Source organism: Pirellulaceae bacterium, from assembly GCA_019636385.1.
Lineage (GTDB): Bacteria > Planctomycetota > Planctomycetia > Pirellulales > Pirellulaceae > Aureliella.
In genome coordinates, this window is the sequence record JAHBXT010000002.1 from 753,296 (window position 1) to 778,026 (window position 24,731).

Sequence of the window (24,731 nt, forward strand, 5' to 3'; positions counted from 1 at the left end):
AGTCTCTGGATTGACATTGGCAAAATAAGCGCACCCTCCACAACTTGGGGGGGCGGTAACTACAATCGTGCGGATTTTAGCGAGTCTCGTTCGCCAGGCCGGCCAAGTGAAACTTTATAGCAAAATTGGAGACTATTCATGAGACGGCTGGGGGCGCTCGTCCCGCTGTAGGGGAATCACAATGGAAAATGCTACTGAAACGGCGGTTGCGGGAAGTGACCCGTGCTGCTTTTCGCCGGTGTCGATGATGCTCCGAAGGGTGCTGCGATACCACGCGTTTGATCGCCTAACACCGACTCCGAATTCGCCTGCCGGTTCATAGCATCGATCTCCATTTCCAGGGAATTCGCCCGTTCCAGGTTGCCCAGACTGCGGTATAGTTCGGCTAATCGAGTTCGTGTTTCAACTCGATTTGGATTCGTGCGGATCGCCAACTCGTAGGCGTTGACGGCCTCGGCTGTATTTCCCAGTTGAGTGTGGGCCATCCCTAACGAATCCATGAGGTCGTCGACATACCGCTCAGCAAGTGCTTGTTGGTTTTGCAGCTTTATCAGGGCATTGTTGGCGACCCGCCGCGCGCTTTCTGCATCCTGTAATTCCAAATACATCCTGGCTAACAGACTGGCGTAACGCGCAGCACCCGCGACACGCTGCACCACCTGTTCCAAATGCATTTGAACCTGTTGCATTTCGTTTTGCAGCAGATGGTGCTCGGCCAACAAGGCGTGCGCGCCAAGTACCGAGTAGCCATCCGCCAGGATATCATTCAAGTCGGCGGTTAAGTCATTTGACTCAAGCACATCACCAGCAGGCGTTTGAAGGCCGATACGTGCAAGTTCCATAAACTTTTCAGCTACGCGCCAGCTACTGGGGTCAGCAGCTAAGGCGGCATCCAAGTACCTTAAGGCGGCACGCAACGTTTCACCTTGATTCATCCGCACGGTGAATTTTGCCAGATATACATCCGAAAGTGCGCGAGTCAAAATTGGGCTGGCGGCCACTCGAACTCGGTCTGCAAGTAACTTCTGCGCCTCAACAATTTCGCGTTCGTTGTGGCTCAAAAGTTCAGCCAACTGAGCAACTACGAATTCGTTGGCTGGTTGCGACTCGAGCAGCTTCTTGAAGGCGGCAACCCCTTTCTTGCGAACTCTCTCGGCCTCTGCATGCTGATGGATCGACTTCGCACGCTGGACAATCATACAATACACGCTAGGTTCGCGAAGCGCAGCGTATTCCAATAACTCCAATGCGGCGGTAAAACTCTGGTTTGACCAGTACAACTCAGCCAAAGTCAGCAGCAAAGATATCGGCGCCTCACTCCAGCGAATGCCAATTTCCGCGTGGTGTTGAAACTCGGCAACGCGAAGTGATTCTGGCGTTTGAGTATGACCACTCATTTCAAGCATGGCCAGGAGCGCGTGTGCTCTGATGTTGCCTATTCGATCGCGGGGAGCCAGTCGCGATAGAATCCGCTGCGCATCCTCCACCACACCGCTTCGTATTAAAGCATCACTAACGACGATTTGACCAAAATCTCCCGGGTATATTTGACAGATACGCCGAAACGCCAGCTCACCGTAATTGGTCAAGGACTTGCTGAACTGGACCGCCGAAGTTTGCGTATCGGTTGTTGAAGCCACTGCCTCTGCAGTCCCAATATCCAAATAGCGCTTGGCCAGAATGGAACGATCGAGGATACTCCCCCACCAAACAAGCATACTAACCGCACTCAAGAGAAATGTCGGCATAGACAGCTTCAGGATCTGGCGCCATTTTCGCGACCTGGCCCAACGGTAACTCAATTCCGCGATATGGACGGTCCAGCGAGCTGGCTCAACGACCAAGAAGTGAGCAAATAGATTCCAACCGCCTAGCAATAGTTTGAACCAAGTTGACTTATTCAGAGACCGATAAGCTCGCTGAAAATGTTTCTTGGGGACATCCAGCACATGTTGATACAGGACGTGTATTGCCCCGAGCCACCTACCGCCCGTCTTACCGGCTAACTGTAATACTTGGACGATTACATTCCACAAGCCAAAGATGCTTGCGAGCAGCGTCTGCAGAACTAGCGCCTGGCGAATCCGTGCCGCGAAACGAGCAGTGGAAACGAATGCGGAAGCGAATTTCATGCCGCCTACAAACAGCATTTCGTAGGCCGCCATAAAGGGCCTGGCCAGTAATTCCCCGAGTCGTTGCATGCGACTCAGGAACCAATAGAACCAGCCTAGTGGGTCAATGGAACTCACGACGGTTCCCATCCGCTAGGGCCGCGTGAGTTTCAACAGCGGAGCGGCAATCCGCCCAGCGACTGAATTCTTTGCTCGATCGTGGTAGTGCGTTCATCACGGCGATGTCTGTGTCCATCAAGAATTCGAGCATTTATCGGTCAAGTTTAGCGTTATCGCTTTCGCGCGCACCGGTTAGCAATTCAGAAGACTCCATAGCCGTCTTCAATTCTTCCGACGACTCCCTGAGAAACTCCACCGCATCCTCCTGGGCGCGCGCATTCTGTTCATCACCCAGCCTTCTGTAAAGCTTAGCTAGAAGAATTCTAGTTTCCACTCGTGAAGGGTTGGCTTCCAACGCCAATTGGTAGGAACCAATGGCATCGGGGTAGCGTTTCAGTCGCTGAAGGACCATTGCCTGAGTCTCCAGGAGTTCATCGACATGTTTTTCATTCATGAGATCACGCTGCCTGATAATCTCACGGCAATTCTCAGCCACTTTCAGAGCATCCTCAAAACGCTCTAGTTTGGCGTAGGCGGTCATTAATTGCTGCGCATTCTTAATTGCTGCTGGAGCCACTTGATAGACCTGCTCTAGGTGCGGAACTGCCTGAGTCACATGATCCTGGTGCATATGAAGCGTGGCTAACATAGCGTGAGTTCCCGTCGTCGCACCGCCAGTTACCAAAATGCGATTGAGCACACTCACTAAATCGTCCAACCTGCGAGTAGCCTCTTCTGCATCGGCATCAGGTTGAACTTGAATGAGATTGCCGATACTCTCGGCTACACTCGGATTCGTCGGGTCCACAACCATTGCCCGATCCAGATAACGAAAACTAGTTAACGGATTCTTGTCACGAGCTGACACCAGGAGGAAGCGAATGCGATAAACTTCCGAAAGTGCACGCGTGAGTGCTGGGCTAGGTCGAAGCGATTGGCCTTCTTTTAGTATGGCCTCAGCTTGATTAAGTCCGGCTTCGCTGCTGCTCAAAAGCTGTGCGATTTGAATACGAGCCTTCTCGGCCGACGGCAACTTGATTAAGACTTGTTGAAAGTACTCAATGGCTTGCCTGCGAACCGAATCGGACAACTCGTCGTACCCGGCCGCAGCCAGTCGCTGAACCAAGACGGGATACACCTCCGGGGAACGCGCGGCGGCTTGTCGGTAAAACAAAAGCGCGCGGTCAATGTCCTTGCCGCGCCAGCACAGATCGGCAGCCGCCAGCCATACTTCGATGGGAGTACTCTCCCAAGCCATGGCGGCGGTTGCATGATGAATAAACACCGGTAGCTGTTCAATGTCGCGCGCGCGCTGAAGCTCGGTCAGCAGACTCATGGCCATCAGGGCGTGGGCCTTAGCATTGCCAACTTGTCGTGCGGGAGCCATGGACTGCAGCATTCGCTGGCTCTGGCCCACAGCACCGCGCTGCAGCAGCGACGCAGCAATCATAATCCGATTTTCACTGGTTGGCTTTAGCAACTCGATACGACGAAACAACATTTCGGCATAGCTGGAAAGCGTTGTAGGCAACTTAGGTACCCCGAACACGTCCTGTCCAGTGCCCACATGCGGCGGCCTCTTGGTCGACACATCGCCACTGGCTAGCAACCCCTGTTCCCACGCCGAGATTTCTTCTTGGCCTAACTTAAAATACATTTCGGCCAGTTGATTGCGATCGATTTTTCCACTGCCCCAAACGGTGGCAATCATCACGAACAATAAACTGGTTGGAAGTGAAGCGACAAGCAGTCGCTTCCATTTCCTGGTGCGAGCCCACCCAAACATCACCCCCGCACATTGAATCAGCCATTTTGCCGGTTGCAATAGTGAGATGTGATAGATAGTTCGCAAAAGTCGGCGTCCGAGGCGATTTTTTCCTGCTTTGCGTAGCGCTGGATTCCTCCGCATGGCTGCGGGTAGCCCAGCTAGCGCCAGCAAATGTTTTTGCGCTATGGGGAAGATACCTGACTTGGCGACCGGTCGCAGAAATATCAGCTTCCGCTGAATACGCTGGCCCATGGCTACCAACAGATAACTGACAACCAGAAACAGCCAAGCCAACGGATTGGGTAACTTACGGCCGAACCGTTGACGCGAAGTTAAAACACCAGCACTTGTCCGTTTGAAAACGCGACGAAAGGGTGCCGCCAGCTTTCGACGCAACGTTTGCAAATAGCCGATTGACGCGAATAGCCTACCAAGAAGATCGGACTTGGGCATCTTGAATGTCAAACCTTGTAATACTGAATACGAGCCTTCAGCTTAACCTGCATTCGACAAACTTCGGTCACGACTCGTCCGGCGGAGAACCACTCGATACTGGCTTAGAATAGCCTGAACTTACCGCTGGCGAATGGGGCGTGCGAGACTCTGCGGAAGTAGCGGGAGTGGATACGCGGGTCAATTCAGACAACCACGTATTGAACCGCTGATTTTGCTGCGTTTCTTGTTCCAACAATTTCCCGGCATCCTCTTCGGCAGTCGCCCTCTGCTGATCACCAGTCTCGCGCAACAGTTTTACAAGTCGCTGGCGAGTCTGGCCACGAAATGGATTGAGTTGTAAAGTCACGCTGTACAAGCGAATTGCATCAGGAAGGTTTTCCTGCTTTTGATAGACTTTGCCCAGCGAATCTGCTAAATCGTCTACAAAGGACTCGTGCAGCGATTTTCGCTGCTCAAGCAGAGATAACGAATGGTTGGCAACCTCTCGTGCGTTATCCAAACGCCCCATGCTTCCATATGCAAGAGTTAACATATTGGCATACTTGACAGCGGTCGGCGCAATTCTAAAGACCTGCTCCAGGTGCATCAGCGCCTTATCTCGCTGGTCATTACTCCAGTAGTACTCTGCCAGAATTGCATGTGTTCCGGTAGTAGCTTTACCCGATGCCAAGACCCTATTCATGATTGCCCCAAGGCTTTGCTCCTCCGATGCCGCTGGATTGTTGGCATCATCTTGAACTACCTGAGCGATCTCTTGAGCCACATGAGGATTGGTGGGATCTAATCCCATTGCACGGTCCAAAATAGCCAGACCCGCTTTGCGGTCCGGGTTATGCCTACCAAAATAGTTATATCGCATCCGACAAACTTCTGACGCTGCGCGCGCGTAGACAGTGCCTGGTTTGGCAAGTGGAGCAAAGTCCTTTAACAATTCCTCAGCCTGCTCTATTCCTTCCTGGTCCATGCTCAAGAGTTCGATCAATAGAATTTTCGCCTGATGATCGGTGGGTTGATTCGCTAGATGCTTTCTGAAATGATCAATACCCATAGTTCGAACAAAACTGGCCAAGGCAAGTTGATCGGCTTCCTGCGCCCGGCTAGCAAATAGCCGGTACAGACTAGGTTCACGCAGAGCGGCTATCTGAAAAATGTTAAGCGCCCGCTCGACTTGGCCAGCCTTCATCAACAACTCACCTGAAGCCTCAAGGATAGCTATCGGCGCTGATTCCCAAAGTGCACCTGCTTGAGCATGATGCTGAAACAGCGGGATCAGTTGGGAATCTGGATTGGTCCGCAATTGCTCCATGTAGATACCAGCTATCATCGAATGGGCTCGCACATCACCAATGCGATCGTCTGGCGCAATTTTTCCCAGCATACTACGCGCTTCAGATATTGCACCTCGACGCAGCAATGTATGTCCAATTATCAAGCGAACGCGCTCACTGGGTTCTAGCAAGTAGATGCGCCGGAATAGCATCTCATGAAAGCGAGCTTCGGTCTCTTTTTGCTCGCTAACCGCACTCGCCACCGGTGACTTTTTCTCCAGCACAGCTGCGGGCGTGCGAGAGTCTTGATCCCCATTGCTGATTCTGGTCAGCGCGGCATCGAAATTGTCGAAGCTTTCTTCACTAACTGCAAAATAGCGTTGAATCAACAGCACTCGATCAATTCTGTCGCCAGACCAAACAGCCACAGTGAACGCCAGCAGACCCATCGTTGGAAGTAACCAAGCCATGGCCGGCAGCCACGCCCGCGACTTCGCCCAGCTGTGGACGGCTCCCGCGATTTGAATAAACCATCGGATCGGCTCCACCATCGTGCTGCGATAGGCATAACCCATTGCCTTAGTGAAGGCTTGAGCGGCTCGCGTCTTACTTAAACGCGCATATGTAGACGAGCGAAACGTGCGCCGAGGAATCGAAATTATCCAGAAATTTATGGATCGCAACGTTCCCATCACGAACTGATCCCACAGCGCCCCCACAAACGCCATCTTTAGCGAAAGTCGCCGACCAATTCTCGACAGGCCGAACATGAGCTTCAGTGGACCAGTAACTAGGCGGTTGCTCCACTTACGACAAAATCCGTTGACTCTGTAGAACCACCCGATGGGGTCGAGAGTCGGCAGACGCGTCCTACGATTCGACATGAGCAGTCGCCAGTAACGGAAAGACAGGCCACAAAGATTAGTACGGTAAAGGCGATGAAGGCGGTCACAAACCACCTTCATCGAATCTCCTCTATTATTTCCGCGCTGCGAAACGCTGCCACCCCCCGTACGAGCGGCTCAACCGGAACTGGAGCGAAAATAGCTTTCCAATGCCCATCACACGGAAAGCAACGATTATGCCAGCAAGCCAAGGCCTCTTGCTGCTTGCGGAAGCTCTACGCGTCTAACGGATTTAACGGCAGCTCGAAGACCATGCCTTCTTCAATCGCTTTAAATCCCAGTCTCCGTAAAATAGCGTGCTGCTGATTGTCTAAGGCAGATGTAACAACCCGCACACGATCGTACTTCTCGTTGTTCAGCTCACGGAAAGTCTCGCCCAATAAGAAAAGATGCTGGTCTGCAGCCGCAAACCCACCACCAGCCGTCTGAGCTAACCAAGATTCAGGGGGAGGAGGCCACAGCCAGGCAACTTTCGGGCGATTCCCGCTGATAGTTGAAGCTAGACTCCAAATGAACAGCTCCTGTACCGTCCGACCAGTAGCACGATCGGCCAGTTGAAACGAAGACACTTCGGCATGGCCCAAAACGCAAGATAGCCACCACGGCAACCTGGGTTCATCTAACTGCCGCTGGACACAGGTGCCTCGTCTAACCTGCATCTGCAACCGGTCGGATGGCGCTCGAAATTCATCCAACGTCAATTCCCAAACTGAGGTAGGTTGCATTGGCTGGTATCCGGCATCGGCCAACCAGCCATTGAGCCGCGTCTCATACGAAAGCGTACCTGCCAATCCATCGCCTGGTCCCAGCCCCAGATAAAAGGCGCTTTCCGGTACGGCGGGACGAAATATGCTGCGCTCAATTCGCTGCTCCACACAGCGACTCTTTGCAGCATCCAGTAGAAGTTGAGCCACTTCGTCTGCCGCAGCATGATCTTGAACACACATTGCAGCAACATCCAGTCGCTTACGAACTTCGCCGGACTGCCAAATCCAGGCAGGACAGGTCAAGTGAATGAACCCAAGCGGCCGGTCGTGCAGGCAAGCAAGCAGCAATTGACCAGCTTCAAAGTAAGGCTTGGCGGTGACGAACAGCTCAAACTGTTCGGCCGAAACAAACAAATGCTGCGAATACTGACCATAGTGGGCGTTCCATATCTCACTGAGGCCGCGTAAATCGGTATTGCGGAAGCTACGAATCGACAAAGCCACAATAAATGCCAGGCGTTAGCGGCAAAGATCAAGCGGAAAACTGTTCCAACTGACGACTACGTTCGACACAGGCGGCCACCGCTTCAATAACCGCACTCCGCAATCCTGCGGCTTCCAGCTTGCGCAACGCGGCGATCGTGGTGCCGCCAGGGCTGGTTACCTGGTCTTTTAGCTGCCCAGGATGCTGCCCCGTCGCCAGCACCATCTTGGCCGAACCCAAGACGGCCTGTGCCGCCAATTGCAGAGCTACCTCACGTGCCAGTCCAGCCGAAACACCAGCATCGGCAAGCGCTTCAATAAAAATGTACACATAGGCCGGGCTGGACCCGGCAATTCCCGTAACACCATGCAGTTGCCATTCCGGCACTGTTACGCATGTTCCTACCGATTCCATCAATTGCCGAGCCCAAGCGATGTCCCGATCCTCGACGTCCGTGCAGGCCGACAATGCCGCCGCTCCAGCCCCCACCTGTGCCGGGGTATTAGGCATGATGCGGATCACGCGAGTCGCATTGAGCATATCTTGCAATTCAGCGATGCTAACTCCAGCAGCAATCGAAACCCAAAGTCGATTGCCAGGTAAGACCTGTCCCAGCGACGAACCGATCTCGCGCAGCACTCCCGGCTTAACCGCCACAACAACGGGATCACATTCCGCTGCGGCTGTGGCCGCTGCATGTACCGACACTTTAGGAAACAGCCTTCCCAGCTGTTCACGCCGAAGCTGCGCACTTTCGACGATCAGCAGGTCACTCGGTTCTAGGAAACCGCGCTCAAGCGCTCCCGTAATCAGCGCGGCAGCCATTTGACCACCGCCGATAAACCCCACTTTTCTCTTGTGCATAGGCTAAATCCCTGGCTGCCTAATAAAGGAGTCTTGCCGTGGACCGACGAATTGCGCCCAAACTGTGGTGCGCATTGTATCGTATCCGACACCCGTCTACGAGACGCATTCTTCGTGAACAGAAGGCTGCAACGCGCAGACCATGTCCGCCAACCTATCCAGCGCCAACATCAATTGGTGCCAGTGCGTTACCAGCTCGAAGGTGTCCCAGCTCACAGTAGCGCTACTGTCAAACCCCAATTCGCTAACACAGATCGAATTCCCCAAGACCATCAAGCCTTCCGCCACAGCCGTATGGCCCTTTTCATCGGGAGTCAGCTCATTGTCGTCGTACACTGGTACGACTTGCCTCATCGCCTGGTGGACAACCCACAGTGCTGCCTTCTCCGCATCCGCAGCCGTTAATGTAGTACGAAAATTGCCACTTTGAACATAAAACTTGGCCATCGTAAACCTCCATGAAATTGGTGACTGAGCGAAAAATCGTCGCTTCGTGTCCCAGCCAATGCAAACTGCTAACGCACTCGAATCAGCTCAGCACACTTCCCCTCGACAGCACTCTAAATCGCAGCCGGCCGGACAACTTCGGTCCCTGTCAGTTGAGAATGCGACAAAAAGGCCACGAATTGTTGCCAGACCAACGGCCAATGCGGCAGCTTTACGTCGCGCAGGCCTCAGGTTCTCAATGCAAGCGTTCGCCCCGAACTAGCGCTGGACACGGGCTGAACCACCAGCAGCTAGGGCCTCAACTTCGGCTAGCTTGGCCATGGAGACGTCGCCAACAAAGGTTGTTATGAGCGCACCGTGAGCCCAACCCAACTGTAAGGCTTGCTGCGGCGACCGTCCGTCCAGCATTCCATAGATCAGGCCCGATGCAAAGCCATCGCCACCGCCGATGCGACAGATCACGTCTAGCTTCATAGTGGGACTAATGTATCGCTGGCCGTCGTACCACATTACGGCCGCCCAATCGTGACGGTTGGTCGAGTGGACCTGCCGTAATGTTGTGGCCACTAATTTGACGTTTGGAAAACGCTCGACCACTTGGTCAATCATGGCAAAGAACGCCTTGGGATCCAATTCCGACTTGGATTCCACATCCTGTCCAGCGATACCTAAGCCTTTTTGCAAGTCCTCTTCATTGCCAATCAGTACATCGCAGTGAGATGCAATCTGTCGGCACATTTCCTGCCCTTTCGACTCGTCCCCGATCGTTTTCCATAGCTTAGCGCGATAATTCAAATCGAACGAGGTGACTGCACCCGATGCCCGCGCCGCTTGCATGGCCTGGACGATCAACTGAGATGTCGTCGTTGATAAGGCTGCAAAGATACCTCCCGAATGAAACCATCTTACGCCTGCGGAGAAGATGGCCGACCAGTCGAAGTCTCCTGGTTTGAGTTGTGCTGCGGCTTCGTTGGCACGATTGTAAAATACAACCGGAGCGCGCACCCCTGCGCCGCGATCGCTGTAGACAGTCGCGATGTTTGGTCCGCGCACACCATCGTGCTCAAACCATTTGAAGAACGGCCTAACCCCCGTTTCGCGAACGGCCCGCTGTACAATCTCGCCGACAGGATAGTTCACCATGGCCGTGGCGATACCCGTCCGCAGGCCAAAACAATCCGACAAATTGGCCGCCACATTGTATTCGCCACCAGACACATGAATCTCAAAACTACGCGCCTTTCGGAATGGAATTGTGCCGGGGTCTAAGCGGTGAACCAACGCCCCCAGGGATAGTAAATCCAGTTCAGCACCATTCTTGATATTTAATTCAGCCATCGTTGCCAATCACTTTCCAAAACTCAAAATCAGAATCAATCGCTGTTGTTCGTACACTAAGCCGTTTTTGGCGAGCAGCCGTTAGGAGCTAGCGTGACCACGCGGTGGGCCAGCAGGGTTTCAGCAAATGGCGACGGTAGCAAATGGTTTATTGATAATGGCTACTCACCGTACAGCAGGCGGCACACTATTAGGGTCAAATCGTCGTCGAGGAAAATCCACCGTCCACCACTATATTCTGACCGGTGACGAACGAGCTGGCGGCACTTGAGGCTAACCAACACGTGGCACCGGCCAGTTCATCCGCAGTTCCAAAGCGAGCCATCGGCGTGTGACCAATGATCTGCTGCCCGCGCTCCGACAAACTTCCGTCGGATTGGTACAGCAAGGCTCGATTCTGTTCGGCCGGAAAAAACCCGGGACTCAACGCATTGACGCGCAGGCCGCGTTGAGCCCATTCGCGCGCCAAAAAGCGTGTCAAATTGATCACGCTGGCTTTGGCCGCCGAATAGGCAACCACGCGCGACAGCGGAATCATTCCAGCCATCGATGCAATGTTGATAATACTTCCGCGACCGGACTGCAGCATCGAACGCCCGAAAACTTGACAGGGCAACAGGACGCCACCGACCAAGTTTAGATCAAATACACCGCGCCAAGCAGCGATGGGCAGATCACAGAAATCGCTGCCCGGAGGCAATGTTGCCTCCGGGCGATTGCCTCCCGCTGCGTTGATGAGCACGCTGACTTTTCCGAATTGCGCTTCGATTGATTGTAGTGCAGTTCGCAGCGAATCCAGGTCCAGAGCGTCTGCCTCCTGGAACATCGCTTGGCCACCCTCAGCTTCGATGGCAGCCACGCGTCGCAAGCCGCGTTCAGCATTGCGGCCCACAATGGCGACCGCAGCCCCGCAACCTGCCAATGCCTGGGCCATCGCTCCTCCCAACTCGCCGGTGCCACCCATCACTACCGCCACTTGGTCGGCAAGCGAAAATAGTTGTTCCATCCGGGAGGCTTGAGTCGTGGCGGTCTTGGGCATCGAAGTTAATTCAGTCAGCAAATGGAAGTAGAGTTGCTACGCGCATGTGTGTGGTTCCCACAGCGCAGCCAGCGCATGCACAAACGGGCCCTCCAGCATCGCAAGGGAAGCCGGTTTTCACAAGGGGAGCTGCACGACTAGCACGAAACGCAGGAATTGCAGACAATCAAGGGTTGTATGAAAGACTCAGAGACCAGCATTAAGTAAACCAAATAATATAAGAGGAGCATGAATGATGTCAGCCAACGAGCGTCTTGCCAAACTTGGACTGGAACTCCCTCCTGCGCCAAAGCCCGTTGGACTGTACAGGCCAATGGTTTTGGTTGGCAATTTGGGCTACCTGTCGGGTCACGGTCCGCTCAAGACAGACGGCACATTGATCGTCGGCCGGGTCGGGGACGATATGACGCTCGAACAAGGCCAGGCTGCAGCTCGCCAAACCGGACTGGCGATGTTGGCAACACTGAAAAGCAATCTCGGCAGCTTGGACCGGGTAGTGCGATTGGTTAAAGTCTTAGGCTTGGTACGCTGCACCGACAACTTCGATCAGCAGCCTCAGGTAATTAACGGTTGCAGCCAGTTGTTTGCCGATGTTTTCGGCCCCGACCTCGGCATCGCCGCGCGCAGCGCTCTAGGTACCAACGCGCTGCCCGGCGGCATCGCGGTCGAAATCGAAGCCATCTTCGAGATTAATTAAACCGGACTGATGAGCCAACGCCAAGTAAAGCCAGACATGCATCACAACTCTAATCCGTGGCTGCCGGTTATGTTGCAATTCTTGGGTCGACTAACAGGTATCGCCGAATTGTCTGTTCGTCGAACAGGCAAAAGCTGAATTCGCGTGACCGGCAAATCGACTGTTGTGTTTTCTGTTGGTTAAGCTGTTGGATATCGGCCGTTAGTCGCTCGATGTGCGGCAAAGCCAGCTGTTTCAACTGGTGATTGATGTGCTGGAGCGTGTGATGCCATTCCCATTTTTGCCCCTTATCAGGGACGGCGGCTAGAAGATTGCGTTTTTCTTGCAGTAATCGCTCGAGCTGCGAATGAAGCGCTTTGTCGTTTCCCAGTCCGTCGTGGGTCAGAACCGCTTCAGGATTGCTCTGTGCCATCCGCAACTGGCTCTGGCGTGTGGCAAGCAGCGCATCGATATCAATTAAGTCGTCTGGTTGCATAAATGGCAGGTGCAACGTGGCGGTAGCTACTGCAAACGGCGGTGCCTCGATGCGCCACAACTCTCGGATGATGCCGTCGGTCAGTTGATCGTAACGCGCACCGCCGATGCCATGGATCATTAAATCACACAGTATTGTTCGTACGAACATCGTGGTCAACAAAGCTCGGGGCCTCAGTTTAACTCCCGTCGATTGAATCTCCAGCCATTGCTCGGCAGCACCGCTGGTTCCCGGAGTTGCGGTGAGCATGGCTTGCCAATCAGCGCGATTGCTTAGCTGGATTCCGGCAGCAGTGTGCCGCGCCCAGAGCGGCAAGCGCAGTGGGCTGGCGGTAGAATAACACCACCACGGCGTCTCAAGCCAATCGTCCTGAGATTCAAGGTCAGGTAGTGGCTGAGCACGGTTCCGGATGCGATGTTCGGCGCGAAACAGTTCAAGTTGCCGGTTGTAAACGGCGTGGAGTCGCGACAGTTGGCTCAGCAGCTCGACACTAAAGTAGGCGAATTCTGGGGTGTCAGCCAATTGGCTCAGCGGGACTTCGAGTGTCGATAGCCCGAATTCAGACTCAAGTTGATGTCTGGCTTGGGACAACATCCAAGGCAAATGGTTGGTTGCATCAGCGCGCATTTCAGCATAGCGCCACAACCTCTCCAGCACTGGCGGCTCCGGCATCTGTGGCAGCACCGCTTGCGCCCGACGCGCGAACGATCGCCAGACTGCTTGGTCAACGAGCTGCCTTGTCTCCCACGGCACAGAAACGCCAGGGGTATCAAAATCAATCGACTGAATATGCCATTGGCCGCTCTGCTGCACGGGCACCGCGATTGCGGTGCTGCGACACAGGTCGTTGTCGACGATAAAGTGAATCCCGACTCCGCCACTGACTTGAGCTAACCGAGAAAGCAGAAAATTCTTGAACCATACGCCACAATGAAACAGTTCGGGCTGATGGCCGCTCATGATGATCGGACGATTGGACAGTTCCGACAGCGTCGCCAGTGTGGGGAGATAACTGGCGGTATATTCCCGTGCCAACGCCAACAGGGAGGCTCGTGCGGCACCACGCAGATCGGCAAGAGAGCGGCCACAATAATAAACTTCCGGCGGTGAGTTACGCCCGCGGTAGGCCTGGTTCCGTATTATCTCGGTCAGTTGTTCGACAGGCGGACTCACCAACGTACCGCCGTGTTCGCGCGGAACTACCCAACTGGCGTTTTCAGGCTCAGGAATCATTCCGAGCACTGCTGCAGCAATCGCCTGGGCTTGGGCAATTCGAAGCCGCGTTCCTGCATCGCCTGGACGCTTTGGTGAATGCACTGGCGGTAATAATTCAATCGCTGTTGACCATTGTCTAGCGCACCGCCAAACGAGCGATTCAAATCTAGATAGATCAGCGGCACCGGAACTTCAATGACGCTCAGTCCCAGCATGGCCGCCTGAACCCACACCTCCAGCGGCATCGCGTAGCCATCATCTTGGATCTTCAATTGTTTGAGTGCCGATACGCGATAAGCTTTGAAACCGCAAAAAGCGTCGGTCAAATTACACTGCAGGAGCTCATTCAAGTCGCGCGTTACTTGGCGATTGATGAACAAACGCTCCGACGGCGGCGTACTGTCTCCCGAATACTGTTTCAGATAACGACTACCCGACACAATGTCTGCATGCTGACTGGCAGCTACGAAACGCGGAATACGTTGTGGCTGATGCTGGCCATCACAATCAAGCGTAACCAGGCACTCGTAGTCTTGCTCGATAGCAAACTGAAAAGCCGTCTTGAGTGCCGCACCGTAACCGCGATTGTGCGGATGACGAACAACCTGCACGTTAGGCCAAGCTTTCAGTCGCTGGGCGGTGCCGTCGCTAGAGCCATCGTCTACCACCAGCACGTTGGGGGCATACTTGAATACTTCGGCCAGCACACCGTCCAAGTATTGCTCTTCATTGTAGACCGGTAAAGCGGCTAACCAACGGCGCATCGACCGCTCCTGTATTGAAATAGGTGAATATACATGCAGGTCATTCTAAACTACGCCGGTGTCAGGTCAATCAATAACCGAGCAATAGAAATCACACCAGGCGCAGGATCGCAAACCAAGTTGCTATTGGAATTCCTGAATGGGATCAGATTCGCGCTGGCTAGCCCAGGCCTCGATTGCCGGAAAGTCCCTCGATAGCCGCTGTGCCAAAACTTCCAACGAGAAGCGCTCGCTGGCAAAGTGTCCCATCAGCACCAAGGACACTTTGGCAGCCTGAGCTTCCAAGCAAGTATGAAATGACGCTTCGCCAGTTACCAGCAGATCACAACCTGCTTCGACCGCCGGCTCCAGTAGGCTGCCTCCGCTGCCGCATGCTAACGCGACCTGGGATATTGGACGTCCCGCGTCGACACCGCGTCGGCGACTGCCCGGAATCATTTGAGTCAACTTCTGAACAATCTCACTCAGCGCCAACGGCCTAGCCAATCGGCCAATGCGGCCTGTACCCCAATCGCGGTAGTCCTCCTTCGGGGATGGAATTAAGGGCTGAACGGCAGACAGTTGAAGCATGTCGGCCAGCATGGCATTGATACCACCGGCTGCAGAATCCCATGCGGTGTGAGGGCTATAGACGGAAATCGAATGTGTTGCCAAACGCCAAAGTAGTTTCCCGGTGTGAGAGCCAGTGGTCAGGCGACTTAGCGGCTTGAACGGTAGCGGATGATGTACTATCACCATCTGAGCGTTGCACTGGAGAGCCTCATCGACACTATCGTCGGTTAGGGTGAGGCACGTCTGCAGTCGCTGAACTTCATGCGTTTCGTCACCCAGCAACAGGCCGGTGTTATCCCATACTTCGCTTAATGCCAGCGGTGCATGTCTGGCCATCCACTGGCATACGTCACCCACGCTGGTCATGTGCGGTGCATCCCGAGTTCCGAAAAAGCGTTATAGTTCAGAAGCCCGTGGCAGCTTGCGCGGGTAAGGCAGTTCGGAAGGCTCCGGCAGTGGTTCCATCTGTTGTTGCAGATACTGCAAACGCTCGGTCTCGGTGGCGTAGTATCGCAGCCAATTCTCGGAGTCGGCCTCGTCTAAGCATCGCCAACACAGATAGTTGCCTGGCAAGTCGATCTTCTTTTCGCAGGCTGGCAAAATATCGCGGTAGATCAACTTGTACAATTCCCGATCTGACAGATGATCGGTCATCTCCAAAACAATACGAACGGAAAACAATCGATCGATGGTGTCGTGCAACAAATTGCGCAACAAGTCGTCATCTAGTTGACTTGGTGAAGGCAGCTTCAGCTCAGGCTCGAACCAGCGACTGATCGGTATGGCCGGTGCTCGCTCCCACGCCAACATCGACTCCAGAAAGCTATTTTCCTCGCGCAGGTTCATCTGGCGAAAATGCACCAACGAAACCGATTCGTCGATGTACGGCTCCAACTCGTCCCGCAAGCGGGCGTTCTGGATCAAAAGTTCAACTTCGTCTGTCCAATGTGTCATTGGTATGAAACTACCGCGTTGAGTCCATTTTACCGTGGAATACGATCGCCTCCTCGCGGAAGGCATTCCGGATCGTTTTCTGGCCCCGACCTTGCCAACGTTTCCACGTTCCGAATTTATCGAAAACAGCCCGGGACTCAAGAACTTACTGCAGCAAATCTCGAAAGAGCCTTGAAAGATATTCCGCTGGGCCCATACAGCCGGTATGACCCACAGGATTTATAGATATTTGGCTGACAGGCTCAGCCGTCGAACACCAAACAGCTTCCTGCTGGTCGGCAATTGAACGCCTACAAAACGAACCGCTGCACCCGAAAGTTCTCAGTATCCAGCACATGCATCCGTCTACTATTGTCTACAACCAGCCCCCAGGGATGCAGCAGCTTTCCGGGCTCTTTGCCGTACCCTCCCCAGATTTCCAAGGGCTGACCGGACTTGGTAAAGCGCTGAATGCGATGATTTCCGTACTCGCAGACCAGCACGGTAGCATCAGTATCAAATGCCAGCCCGTACGGGGTGTGCAATTCTCCGGGTTGATCACCCACTTGTCCCCACATATCGAGCAATTCCGGTTCAGGCCGAGACAGATCGAAAATCTGAATTCGGTGATTGCAGGCATCGGCAATCCACAATAGTCCGTCCGAGTCAATCACCAGGCACTGCGGGCGCGAAAACTGCCCAGGCAAGTTACCCTGCGAGCCCCACATACGCACGAACTGCCCAGCTGGATCAAACTCTTGTATGCGGTCCACCAGGCCGTATTGCCCCACTAAGATGTGGCCGCGTAAGTCCTGGACCACATCCGTTACAAACTGGAATTGCCCAGGTGCATTGCCATTCTGGCCGCCGATTGTGCGCGACTGGTTCAGTTCGCCTTCAGGGCTGTAGAACAGCACGCGAAAATAGTGTGTGTCAGCCACCATTAAGTGATTGTTGTGGGACCATCCTAGCCCAGTCGGCTTGCCCTGGGCAATTTGTGGCGTGTTCCACTCGCGCCGATAGATGCCATCTAAATCGAAGACCTGGATTCGCCCCAGCTTGTCCACGATGTACAACTCGCCGGCCGCCGATAGTGTTATCGCGCGGGCCTTTTGAAATCGCCCTGCGGAAATGCCCAGCCGTCCCCAAACCAAATCGGGTTCGTGCGGCGCTACCGACTGAGGAACGCAGCCCGCCAGGCCAGCACTAGCCATCCAGCCAAGAAAATGCCGACGACTGCTGGTGACCATCGACGATTTAATCGGCGGCGCACTGGCGAGCTTTGTTTTGGATAGGCGGTTCACGACACTCAGACCCTGGCCTCACGACCGACATGGGCTTTAGCTTAGATGCGCAACTGCGCCATTAAGTAACCGGATGACAACCCTATATCACTTCAAATTCTAACTAGAAGAGGTATATTGAACACGCCTTAACGGTGGCCAATTCGGCCGCGAGAAACGGAATTCGTGACAGCATTCAGCCAGCGTTGATGGGTGCTGCTGCCTAGAGTTGAACCTCGGCGATTTACCTGCTATAGCGAGCATCCATGCACAGCATATTGGACTGGCGAAACAGCGATGACAAGCGCGATATGGTGCATATCGTTGTTCAGGCTCTGGTGGAGGGGCGCAAGGTTGTGCTGCCGTTAGATAGCGGCTATCACGTCCTGACCAGTGCATTGACACCGCAGGCCAGTGGGATTTTTGCAGAGTTGGACCAACTGCAGTGCATCCAGCCCCCCACGGCCCTATTGGTGCGTTCGGCAGAAGAGCTGCGCGATTTCACCCCGGACTTATCGGCCGTCGCAGCCAGGATTGCTGAGCGTGCGTGGCCGGGCCCACTGGTCATTCAGTCGCCGGTGGGCGATGTACGTAGCCTGTTCGGCCGCTTGTCTGCCAGTGTTCAGTCATTGGTCAACGGCAATGGCTTTGCAGCATTTCGCGCCGCCGAACACGATGCGGTGCGGCAAGCGCTGCGACTAATGCCAGGCCCCTTGGTTGTGGCACCAATCACGCGCGACGGCCAGTTGGTCCAGCACGCCAATGAAGCAGCCGAAGTGGCCCGCGCTGCAATTGTGATTGAAGATCGGCAAGCGCAACTGCCCGAAGTACCGAGCGTGATTCGCGTAGTAGGCAACCAGTGCTCGCTAGTTCGCCCCGGGGCATTGTCCGAAGAACACTTAGGGCGTGCATCACAGTTCGTCATCTTGCTATTGTGCACCGGCAACACCTGCCGCAGCCCAATGGCCGAAGCGATCATGCGGGAAAAACTGGCGCGCCGATTCGGACGCAGTTCAGCCAATTTGTGCCCCTATTTTGTCACGAGCGCTGGCGTCAGCGCATTTCCAGGAGGCGCCGCGTCGCCCGAAGCGCAAACAGTCATGGCCAAACGTGGACTAGACCTAACCGATCATCAAAGCCGAAACGTAACTGAGCATGCACTGCATTTGGCCGATCTGATTCTGACGATGACTCGGTCGCATCGTGACGCCGTCTTGCAGTTCTTGCCTGAAGTCGAATCCAAGGTTCATCTAGTCAGCGGAGGTGCGGGGGATGTCAGCGATCCTTTTGGTGGCTCTGAATCCGTCTATGCAGCCTGCGCCGATCAAATTGACGGCTATGTGCAGCGCTGGGTAGACAGTCTAGATTCCTCGCTGCTTCCTCAATGGAAAGTTGCCAGATAGCCAAGATGCTTAAAGGCATGTGAATCAACGACTTGACGGCACCTTAGTTACCTCAGGAGCCACTCCACCGCCTGTAACACCGACCGTTTGTACCGGCGCAGTGTCGGTTTCGGCACCGACTAAACTGCCGAAGTGTTGCTGAAATTCCATGCTCAAGTCGCCTGAAATTGTGGACAACTGTCGGGATAGTAGCGGCTGCGGACTGCGGCTGCGCGCTTTGATGATATACGAAGCTAGCAGCCCGCGTGTCTGTTGATTGCGGTGCAACAAAAAATGGATCCACGCCCAACTATCGCGATAATGAGTCTGCTCGAGTTCCGCGATGCTGGTCAGTTTCTCCAGTTGTAACAATGAAGGCACTAGGCCACGACTGGCTCGCTGCGCTACTTCTCGAAGATAAACACTGCCAGTGTATCGTTGATGGCGCGGGACTTCAAAGTACTCAGCTAAGCCTTCGTCCAGCCACAATGGCAATTCTATTCCGGCTTGGTTCAGAATCGCGTGCGCAGCTTCGTGGCGCAAGTCGGTCGCCAATTCCGGATGCCAGTACGTAAACAGCATTCCAGGCCCACGATCTTGGAGGAATATGGCTCTACGCTGAACGACTGACGGAAAGTAGTGCTGCATGTAGCGGCCATACTCCTTGACGTCGCGAAACAGGACAACATGCACCACGCTAGTTTGCTCAGGCAACCTCAACACACTACTGATGTCACTGCGCAGATACTGGAGCACCTCGCCTAACTCCGCCTCGACAGGAATTGGGAAGTCGCTGTGTACCTGGAAGATGTCAATCGCATGCTCATGCGGCCAGGGCTTGAGTAACCCCTGTGCCGGCGCAGCACCAGCCACGACCAGCCACAAAAAGACTATAGACCAACTCGTGCGCGAGATCACGGATGTAAGCTTCCTTGTGAAAATGGGGCTGCGTAGCGTTCCCCTCAAACAAACTAGCCTGCAATTTCAGCTGTCCATGAGCGGTTTACGGCTTTTTCCGTGGACCGGCCTGCCTCGCTTGCATTAGCCTGGAGTCTACAAGACATAACCACAACGGGAAAGAGCGATTGTCGTGCTGATCAAGGATTAGGTGGGCGTCTGAGTGCCCAGCGACACTTGAGTGTCGGGTCCGGATACCATCAGCGCTTGTGCCCTGGCCGCATTTTCGCGCCACCAAAGTTCCGCGTCGTTGCGAGTCCATTCCGCCTGCGGCGTAATGCGTTCTAATTCCCCCAGCAGCTCCAACGCCGACTGCGGACGCTTGCCAGGCGACTTTTCCAGACACTTCATGATGATGGCGGCCAGCGACTCGGCCACTGGCAGCTTGGCAACTTCAGCCAGCGAGACGGGCAGTTGGCGAACATGTTTAAGGCAAACTTCCAGCGGATGGTTGCCGGTAAATGGTGGTTGGGTGGTCAGCAAGTAGTAGGCCAGGCACCCTAGAGAGTACAGGTCGCTACGTGGATCAACCTCATCGGGACTTTGCGTGGATTCAGGCGACATATACTGCGGTGTCCCTGCGATGCTGCCATCGATCGTCAGTGTTTCCTCTCCGTTGGCGACGATACTTCGCACCAGTCCGAAATCCAGTACCTTAACATAGTCCGCCCGACCTCCACGCCGACTGATGATCACATTGGATGGCTTAATGTCGCGATGAACCAACCCCAAACCGTGAGCTTCTGCCAATGACTCGCAAATCTGCTTCAGCACAACGATGGTGCGGCCATCGCCGAGCGGTCCGAACTGACGGACTAAGTTTGACAAATTCAATCCATGCAACAGCTCCATCGCATAGTAGAATGTTCCATCATCCGACTGGCCATAGTCAAAGATTCGTACAGTGTGAGGATTGCTGAGCTGACTGGCGGCCTGCACTTCGCGTTGAAAGCGAATGGTGGTGCGCGCACTGTTGTTGTCGTTGCGGCAGATTTTGACCGCAGTCTCCCGACGCAACAGGGCATGATGAGCGCGATAGACTTCCCCCATGCCACCCTGCCCGATTTTTTCAAGCAATTCGTACTGCCCCAGCTTCTCAAGTTTCATTGGCTGGCCGGCAGTTCGTCGCGTGCCCAAGCGCGCCCAATTGGTATAGGTCCACAATCCAACACTGATCAATCCCAATACACCAGTGAGTGCCCCGATGCCAATTTGCAATCGACTAGCGGCATCGTAGGCTTGGTCATAGCCCAACTCAGTGATAATTCCCAATTGTTGTTCGGGCATCCATTGCCAGCTTCCCACGACGGCAACTCCGCGATAATTGCGATAAGCCGACAGGTGATAGCCCACCGCTCCATCACCCCGTTCAGAGGCAGCCGCAAGGCTGGCTGCAGCCACGGTCAACGGACAACCTTGCAACACGACGGTGGTCTTGCGATTGAGGGTTAAGTCCAATCCCGGATCACGTACCTGGAGCCTGGCTGGAGACGATTGACCGGGCATCAACAATCCGGCTGTTGTCAATTGATCCTCGAACCTGCTGGCCGTTAGCATCAGCCCCTGAGCGTTTACCAGGTACGTCTCTCCGGAGAGGCCGCTACGTCCTGCAGCTAATAAACGCTCCAGCTTTTGGGGTGGTATTGCGAAAACGATCACCCCCAGAATCTTCTCTCGATGATCCCTGGCGGCAGTCATGACCAACCAGGCAGCAGGGTTCAATCCACACTGACTATCCGCAGGGTCCACCAGACTAACCGTCCGGCCCGGTGAAACGACCAAGGTCTGGCCTTTCAGTAGTCGCTGGTAACAATCGCTGAACTGCCCCGAAAATCGTGATGCTATGGCTGACGGATTTGACGCGGTGACGCACTGCCCGGTGCGATCTGTCATTAGATAATCATCAGCCCCCAACGCTTCAACGATCGGCGCAAGGACCTGTTCCAGCGATCTTCGACTGTCGGCACCAACGCCAGGATCGTCAGCATTCCAATCCAACAATACGGCAGCCACAGCGTCTCGTACTGGCGGCTGACTGACGGCTTGTTGAGCAATGACCCTCTGGGCCCTCAACCAGACGTGCAGTGAAGTGCTGGTGGATTGAAGAATCGCAGTCAATGAGTCTTTAGTCTGTGACCGTACCGAATCATGTACGATTCGCCGCGTTCCATACGCTACAACCAACGGCATCAGGCACCATCCCAATGGTACCAACCACAGCGCCCGCAAGCGCAACCAATGCAATCCTCTGGCTGGTTGGCCATCTAGAGGTTTCTGTGATTGCGGCAACATATCCAACATGGAGCATAAAATCCGATCGCAACGTACTCGCTCAGCCCTGCAACCCATTGTACTATAAGCGGACCTTGAGCTGCATTGGCCAATGAGGAGCTTCGCTCGCCAGAGCGTGGAGTTGTTAGCGGTCGCTTCACTTTGCGGGCGAGCTTAGGTACCCAAGTTGATTCTGTTCATCAATTACACCCACGCTTGCGCTTCCGTTCGATGCAGTTGTCATCCTTGATTGGCGGCCTGTTAATACTGATCCTGGTTTGGCTGGCATGCCGACTGCAATACTCGCAAAAGTGGCAGCCGTTTGCCTTTTCGGTGTGGGTTCTGGCCACCGTTGTTCTTGCGCTCACGTTTCCCAGTGTCTTTGATGGTGGCGATGGAAAGCCAGCAGCCTTCCTGGTTTTTCCCTTGATTCAGATAATTATGTTCGGCATGGGAACCACCCTCAGTTGGCGAGATTTCTGCCGAGTCGGCTCACGCTGGCCATCGGTTCTGATCGGGCTCGGTTCGCAATTTACCATCATGCCGTTGGTAGGTTGGGGACTGGCGCGCACGCTCCATGTTTCTCCAGAACTCACGCTGGGCATCGTACTGATTGGCAGTTGTCCTGGCGGTGTGGCATCCAATGTAATCACCTTTCTTGCTAGAGGCGATGTTGCTCTGTCGGTCACACTCACCGCCTGCTCGACGCTAATGGCCCCATTGATGACGCCGCTGGCGGTCAGCCTGCTGCTTGGGACAAACCTGGAAATTCCGTTTCTGGAGATGGCTCGACAAATTGCCTGGATGGTGTTTGTGCCAACCATCGCTGGCTTGGTGTTGGGCAGCCTGCTCGACTGGCTAAAGTATCCTGGGGCGACGCTCAATCGCTGGATGTCCTCGATTGCCATGATCGCGATCTGCATCGTGATCGGCATTATTGTCGCGCAAACCAGGGACAACCTGCTACAGGTCGGATGGCTGGTGCTGATGGCCGCCGCCATGCACAACGCAGTTGGGCTGCTGTTGGGATATTGGTTAGCACGCATATTTCGTTTGACCGAATCGGAATGCCGTACGATTTCCATTGAAGTGGGCATGCAAAATGGTGGCATGGGCACGGCGCTGGCCTTGAATGTCCTGAAAAGCCCGACCGCTGCGCTCGTGCCCGCCGTGTTCGCGCCGTGGATGAGCGTGACTGGAGCCATATTGGCCTCGTACTGGCGGAAAAAGGACCGTAGCGACTCGCCGACCTCAGCAGATGGAGTATGATGTCACTGCCCATAGGGAAACCAGACTTATGAATACACGCGATACTATTCTGCAACAACTACGAAGACAGATCACTCCGTCGGTGGCCTATCCCAATGTGATCGATGGTCCGTGGATTACCTACCACGATCCGGTCGCCAAGTTTTCGGAGATGGTTCGGACCGCCGGTGGAGAATGTCAGTCAGTTGCGAATGTTGCTGAGATATGCATGATATTGGACGCTCAAGAGCAGTACCGAGCTGCACAGCAGGTTTATTCGGGCGTCCCGGGAATCTCCGGTAACATGAACATGGCTTCTGTCGATCAGCCGCATGAACTGGAGCGGTTGGATTTCGTCATTCTGCCAGGACAACTTGGCGTGGCAGAGAATGGTGCGATCTGGGTTACGGACCAAGACCTGCGACATCGCGTTTGCCTGTTTATCACACAGTTTCTGGTGTTGGTTGTGTCTGCCGAGCATATTGTGCATAACATGCATCAGGCCTACCAGTTGGCCCGACCCGGTTCTCCAGGCTTTGGATTGTTTGTGGCCGGTCCAAGTAAGACAGCAGACATTGAACAGTCGCTGGTAATTGGTGCACACGGTTGCCGGCAGTTACAAGTATTTGTCATTTAATTGCTCTCCGACTCTCAAGGCAGGTGTAGACTTGACAGATATAGCCGATTCGATGAATAGACCTTCAACCTCCGCCGCTGTGGACAAGAGCGGCCAGCGTGTTCGCAAAATGTTTGCGCAAATCGCGCCGCGTTACGATTTGATGAACCACTTGTTGTCGCTAGGCATCGATATTCGGTGGCGCAAGCGAGTCGTCCGCGAGTTGCGGTTAGACCAAGATCGACCCATCCTGGACTGTTGTACCGGTACTGGTGACCTGGCGCTGATGCTAGCGGACAAAGTTCGCGGTCGAGTGGACGTGATTGGAACCGATTTCTGCCTAGAAATGTTGGCGGTCGCAGAACGCAAACGGCTTGCTCGCAAGGACAAACGGCCCGTTCGATTCATGGAAGCTGATTCGCAGAAGCTGCCGTTTCCAGAGAATAACTTTCAGGCCGTCACTGTCGCTTTCGGCTTGCGGAACGTACAGGATACCGATCTGGGCATACAAGAAATGTACCGCGTGTGTGCTCCAGGCGGACAAGTCGCAATTCTGGAGTTTTCCACGCCCAGCCTGGTTGGCTTCAAGCAGTTGTACCAGTTCTATTTCAAGCACATATTGCCGCGCGTCGGCCAGCAGATGGCCAAGAACAACCATGCTGCCTACCAGTACCTACCCGAAAGCGTATTGGAATTTCCCAGCGGTCGCCAACTTGCCGATCGACTGGAAGCCTGCGGTCTGCGACAAGTATGCTTTTGGCCATTGACCTTCGGCATCGCCACGCTTTACATCGGCAATAAACCGCAATAATGTCGGGTAGCCGTCCACTG

Annotated in this window: 20 protein-coding genes; 5 read left to right on the top strand and 15 right to left on the bottom strand. The window is 54.4% G+C overall.

What is annotated here, in order from left to right:
- Positions 1 to 191: 191 nt before the first annotated feature.
- The 8 genes from KF752_08510 to KF752_08545 form a co-directional block, all read right to left on the bottom strand.
- A complete protein-coding gene (locus KF752_08510; GenBank protein MBX3421582.1) occupies positions 192 to 2,249 on the bottom strand; it encodes a hypothetical protein in 2,058 nt (685 codons plus the stop codon).
- A 133-nt stretch (positions 2,250 to 2,382) separates the two neighbouring features.
- Positions 2,383 to 4,452, bottom strand: a complete 2,070-nt coding sequence (locus KF752_08515; protein MBX3421583.1) for a hypothetical protein — start codon at positions 4,450 to 4,452, stop codon at positions 2,383 to 2,385.
- Between the two features lie 67 nt (positions 4,453 to 4,519).
- Positions 4,520 to 6,493, bottom strand: coding sequence for a hypothetical protein (locus KF752_08520; protein MBX3421584.1), 1,974 nt, complete (start codon positions 6,491 to 6,493; stop codon positions 4,520 to 4,522).
- 350 nt (positions 6,494 to 6,843) lie between these two features.
- Entirely contained in the window at positions 6,844 to 7,839 is a 996-nt protein-coding gene (locus tag KF752_08525; protein ID MBX3421585.1) for a hypothetical protein, read from the bottom strand.
- A gap of 28 nt (positions 7,840 to 7,867) precedes the next feature.
- The gene (gene proC / locus KF752_08530) at positions 7,868 to 8,683 is read right to left on the bottom strand and encodes a pyrroline-5-carboxylate reductase (protein ID MBX3421586.1); all 816 of its coding nucleotides are present in this window, start codon (positions 8,681 to 8,683) and stop codon (positions 7,868 to 7,870) included.
- A gap of 96 nt (positions 8,684 to 8,779) precedes the next feature.
- Positions 8,780 to 9,130, bottom strand: coding sequence for a hypothetical protein (locus tag KF752_08535; protein ID MBX3421587.1), 351 nt, complete (start codon positions 9,128 to 9,130; stop codon positions 8,780 to 8,782).
- A 258-nt stretch (positions 9,131 to 9,388) separates the two neighbouring features.
- On the bottom strand, positions 9,389 to 10,468 hold the full coding sequence (locus KF752_08540) for a sugar kinase (protein ID MBX3421588.1): 1,080 nt from the start codon (positions 10,466 to 10,468) through the stop codon (positions 9,389 to 9,391).
- 196 nt (positions 10,469 to 10,664) lie between these two features.
- Positions 10,665 to 11,474 (bottom strand): SDR family oxidoreductase, encoded by an 810-nt coding sequence (locus tag KF752_08545; GenBank protein MBX3421589.1) that lies wholly within the window; start codon positions 11,472 to 11,474, stop codon positions 10,665 to 10,667.
- Positions 11,475 to 11,742: 268 nt separating this feature from the next.
- Between KF752_08545 and KF752_08550 the strand changes: the two genes are divergently transcribed.
- Positions 11,743 to 12,204, top strand: a complete 462-nt coding sequence (locus KF752_08550; GenBank protein ID MBX3421590.1) for a RidA family protein — start codon at positions 11,743 to 11,745, stop codon at positions 12,202 to 12,204.
- Positions 12,205 to 12,271: 67 nt separating this feature from the next.
- Here KF752_08550 and KF752_08555 read toward each other — a convergent pair whose 3' ends face one another.
- The 5 genes from KF752_08555 to KF752_08575 all read right to left on the bottom strand — a co-directional run bounded on the left by KF752_08555 (position 12,272) and on the right by KF752_08575 (position 17,447).
- Positions 12,272 to 13,912: a hypothetical protein gene (locus KF752_08555; protein ID MBX3421591.1), complete on the bottom strand. Its 1,641-nt coding sequence runs from the start codon at positions 13,910 to 13,912 to the stop codon at positions 12,272 to 12,274.
- Entirely contained in the window at positions 13,909 to 14,658 is a 750-nt protein-coding gene (locus tag KF752_08560; GenBank protein ID MBX3421592.1) for a glycosyltransferase family 2 protein, read from the bottom strand. Before KF752_08560 ends, KF752_08555 begins: the two co-directional genes overlap by 4 nt.
- Before the next feature lie 123 nt (positions 14,659 to 14,781).
- Positions 14,782 to 15,567 carry a Nif3-like dinuclear metal center hexameric protein gene (locus tag KF752_08565; protein ID MBX3421593.1) on the bottom strand — a complete coding sequence of 262 codons (786 nt, stop codon included), beginning with the start codon at positions 15,565 to 15,567 and terminating at the stop codon, positions 14,782 to 14,784.
- 39 nt (positions 15,568 to 15,606) lie between these two features.
- The gene (locus KF752_08570; protein ID MBX3421594.1) at positions 15,607 to 16,164 is read right to left on the bottom strand and encodes a hypothetical protein; all 558 of its coding nucleotides are present in this window, start codon (positions 16,162 to 16,164) and stop codon (positions 15,607 to 15,609) included.
- 290 nt (positions 16,165 to 16,454) lie between these two features.
- A complete protein-coding gene (locus tag KF752_08575; protein MBX3421595.1) occupies positions 16,455 to 17,447 on the bottom strand; it encodes a hypothetical protein in 993 nt (330 codons plus the stop codon).
- Positions 17,448 to 17,692: 245 nt separating this feature from the next.
- Here KF752_08575 and KF752_08580 point away from each other — a divergent pair, with 245 nt between their 5' ends.
- Positions 17,693 to 18,829: a Sua5/YciO/YrdC/YwlC family protein gene (locus tag KF752_08580; GenBank protein MBX3421596.1), complete on the top strand. Its 1,137-nt coding sequence runs from the start codon at positions 17,693 to 17,695 to the stop codon at positions 18,827 to 18,829.
- A 24-nt stretch (positions 18,830 to 18,853) separates the two neighbouring features.
- Here KF752_08580 and KF752_08585 read toward each other — a convergent pair whose 3' ends face one another.
- Together KF752_08585 and KF752_08590 are read right to left on the bottom strand one after the other, a co-directional pair.
- Positions 18,854 to 19,726, bottom strand: coding sequence for a DUF1570 domain-containing protein (locus tag KF752_08585; protein ID MBX3421597.1), 873 nt, complete (start codon positions 19,724 to 19,726; stop codon positions 18,854 to 18,856).
- Between the two features lie 186 nt (positions 19,727 to 19,912).
- Positions 19,913 to 22,066 (bottom strand): serine/threonine protein kinase, encoded by a 2,154-nt coding sequence (locus KF752_08590; GenBank protein MBX3421598.1) that lies wholly within the window; start codon positions 22,064 to 22,066, stop codon positions 19,913 to 19,915.
- Between the two features lie 201 nt (positions 22,067 to 22,267).
- On the opposite strand from KF752_08590, the gene KF752_08595 reads away from it, so the two are divergent.
- From KF752_08595 to ubiE, 3 genes are read left to right on the top strand one after another with little or no spacing between them, the layout of a single operon-like run.
- Positions 22,268 to 23,305 (top strand): bile acid:sodium symporter family protein, encoded by a 1,038-nt coding sequence (locus tag KF752_08595; protein MBX3421599.1) that lies wholly within the window; start codon positions 22,268 to 22,270, stop codon positions 23,303 to 23,305.
- Positions 23,306 to 23,333: 28 nt separating this feature from the next.
- Entirely contained in the window at positions 23,334 to 23,921 is a 588-nt protein-coding gene (locus KF752_08600) for an LUD domain-containing protein (GenBank protein MBX3421600.1), read from the top strand.
- A gap of 52 nt (positions 23,922 to 23,973) precedes the next feature.
- Entirely contained in the window at positions 23,974 to 24,711 is a 738-nt protein-coding gene (gene ubiE, locus KF752_08605; protein ID MBX3421601.1) for a bifunctional demethylmenaquinone methyltransferase/2-methoxy-6-polyprenyl-1,4-benzoquinol methylase UbiE, read from the top strand.
- Positions 24,712 to 24,731: the final 20 nt, after the last annotated feature.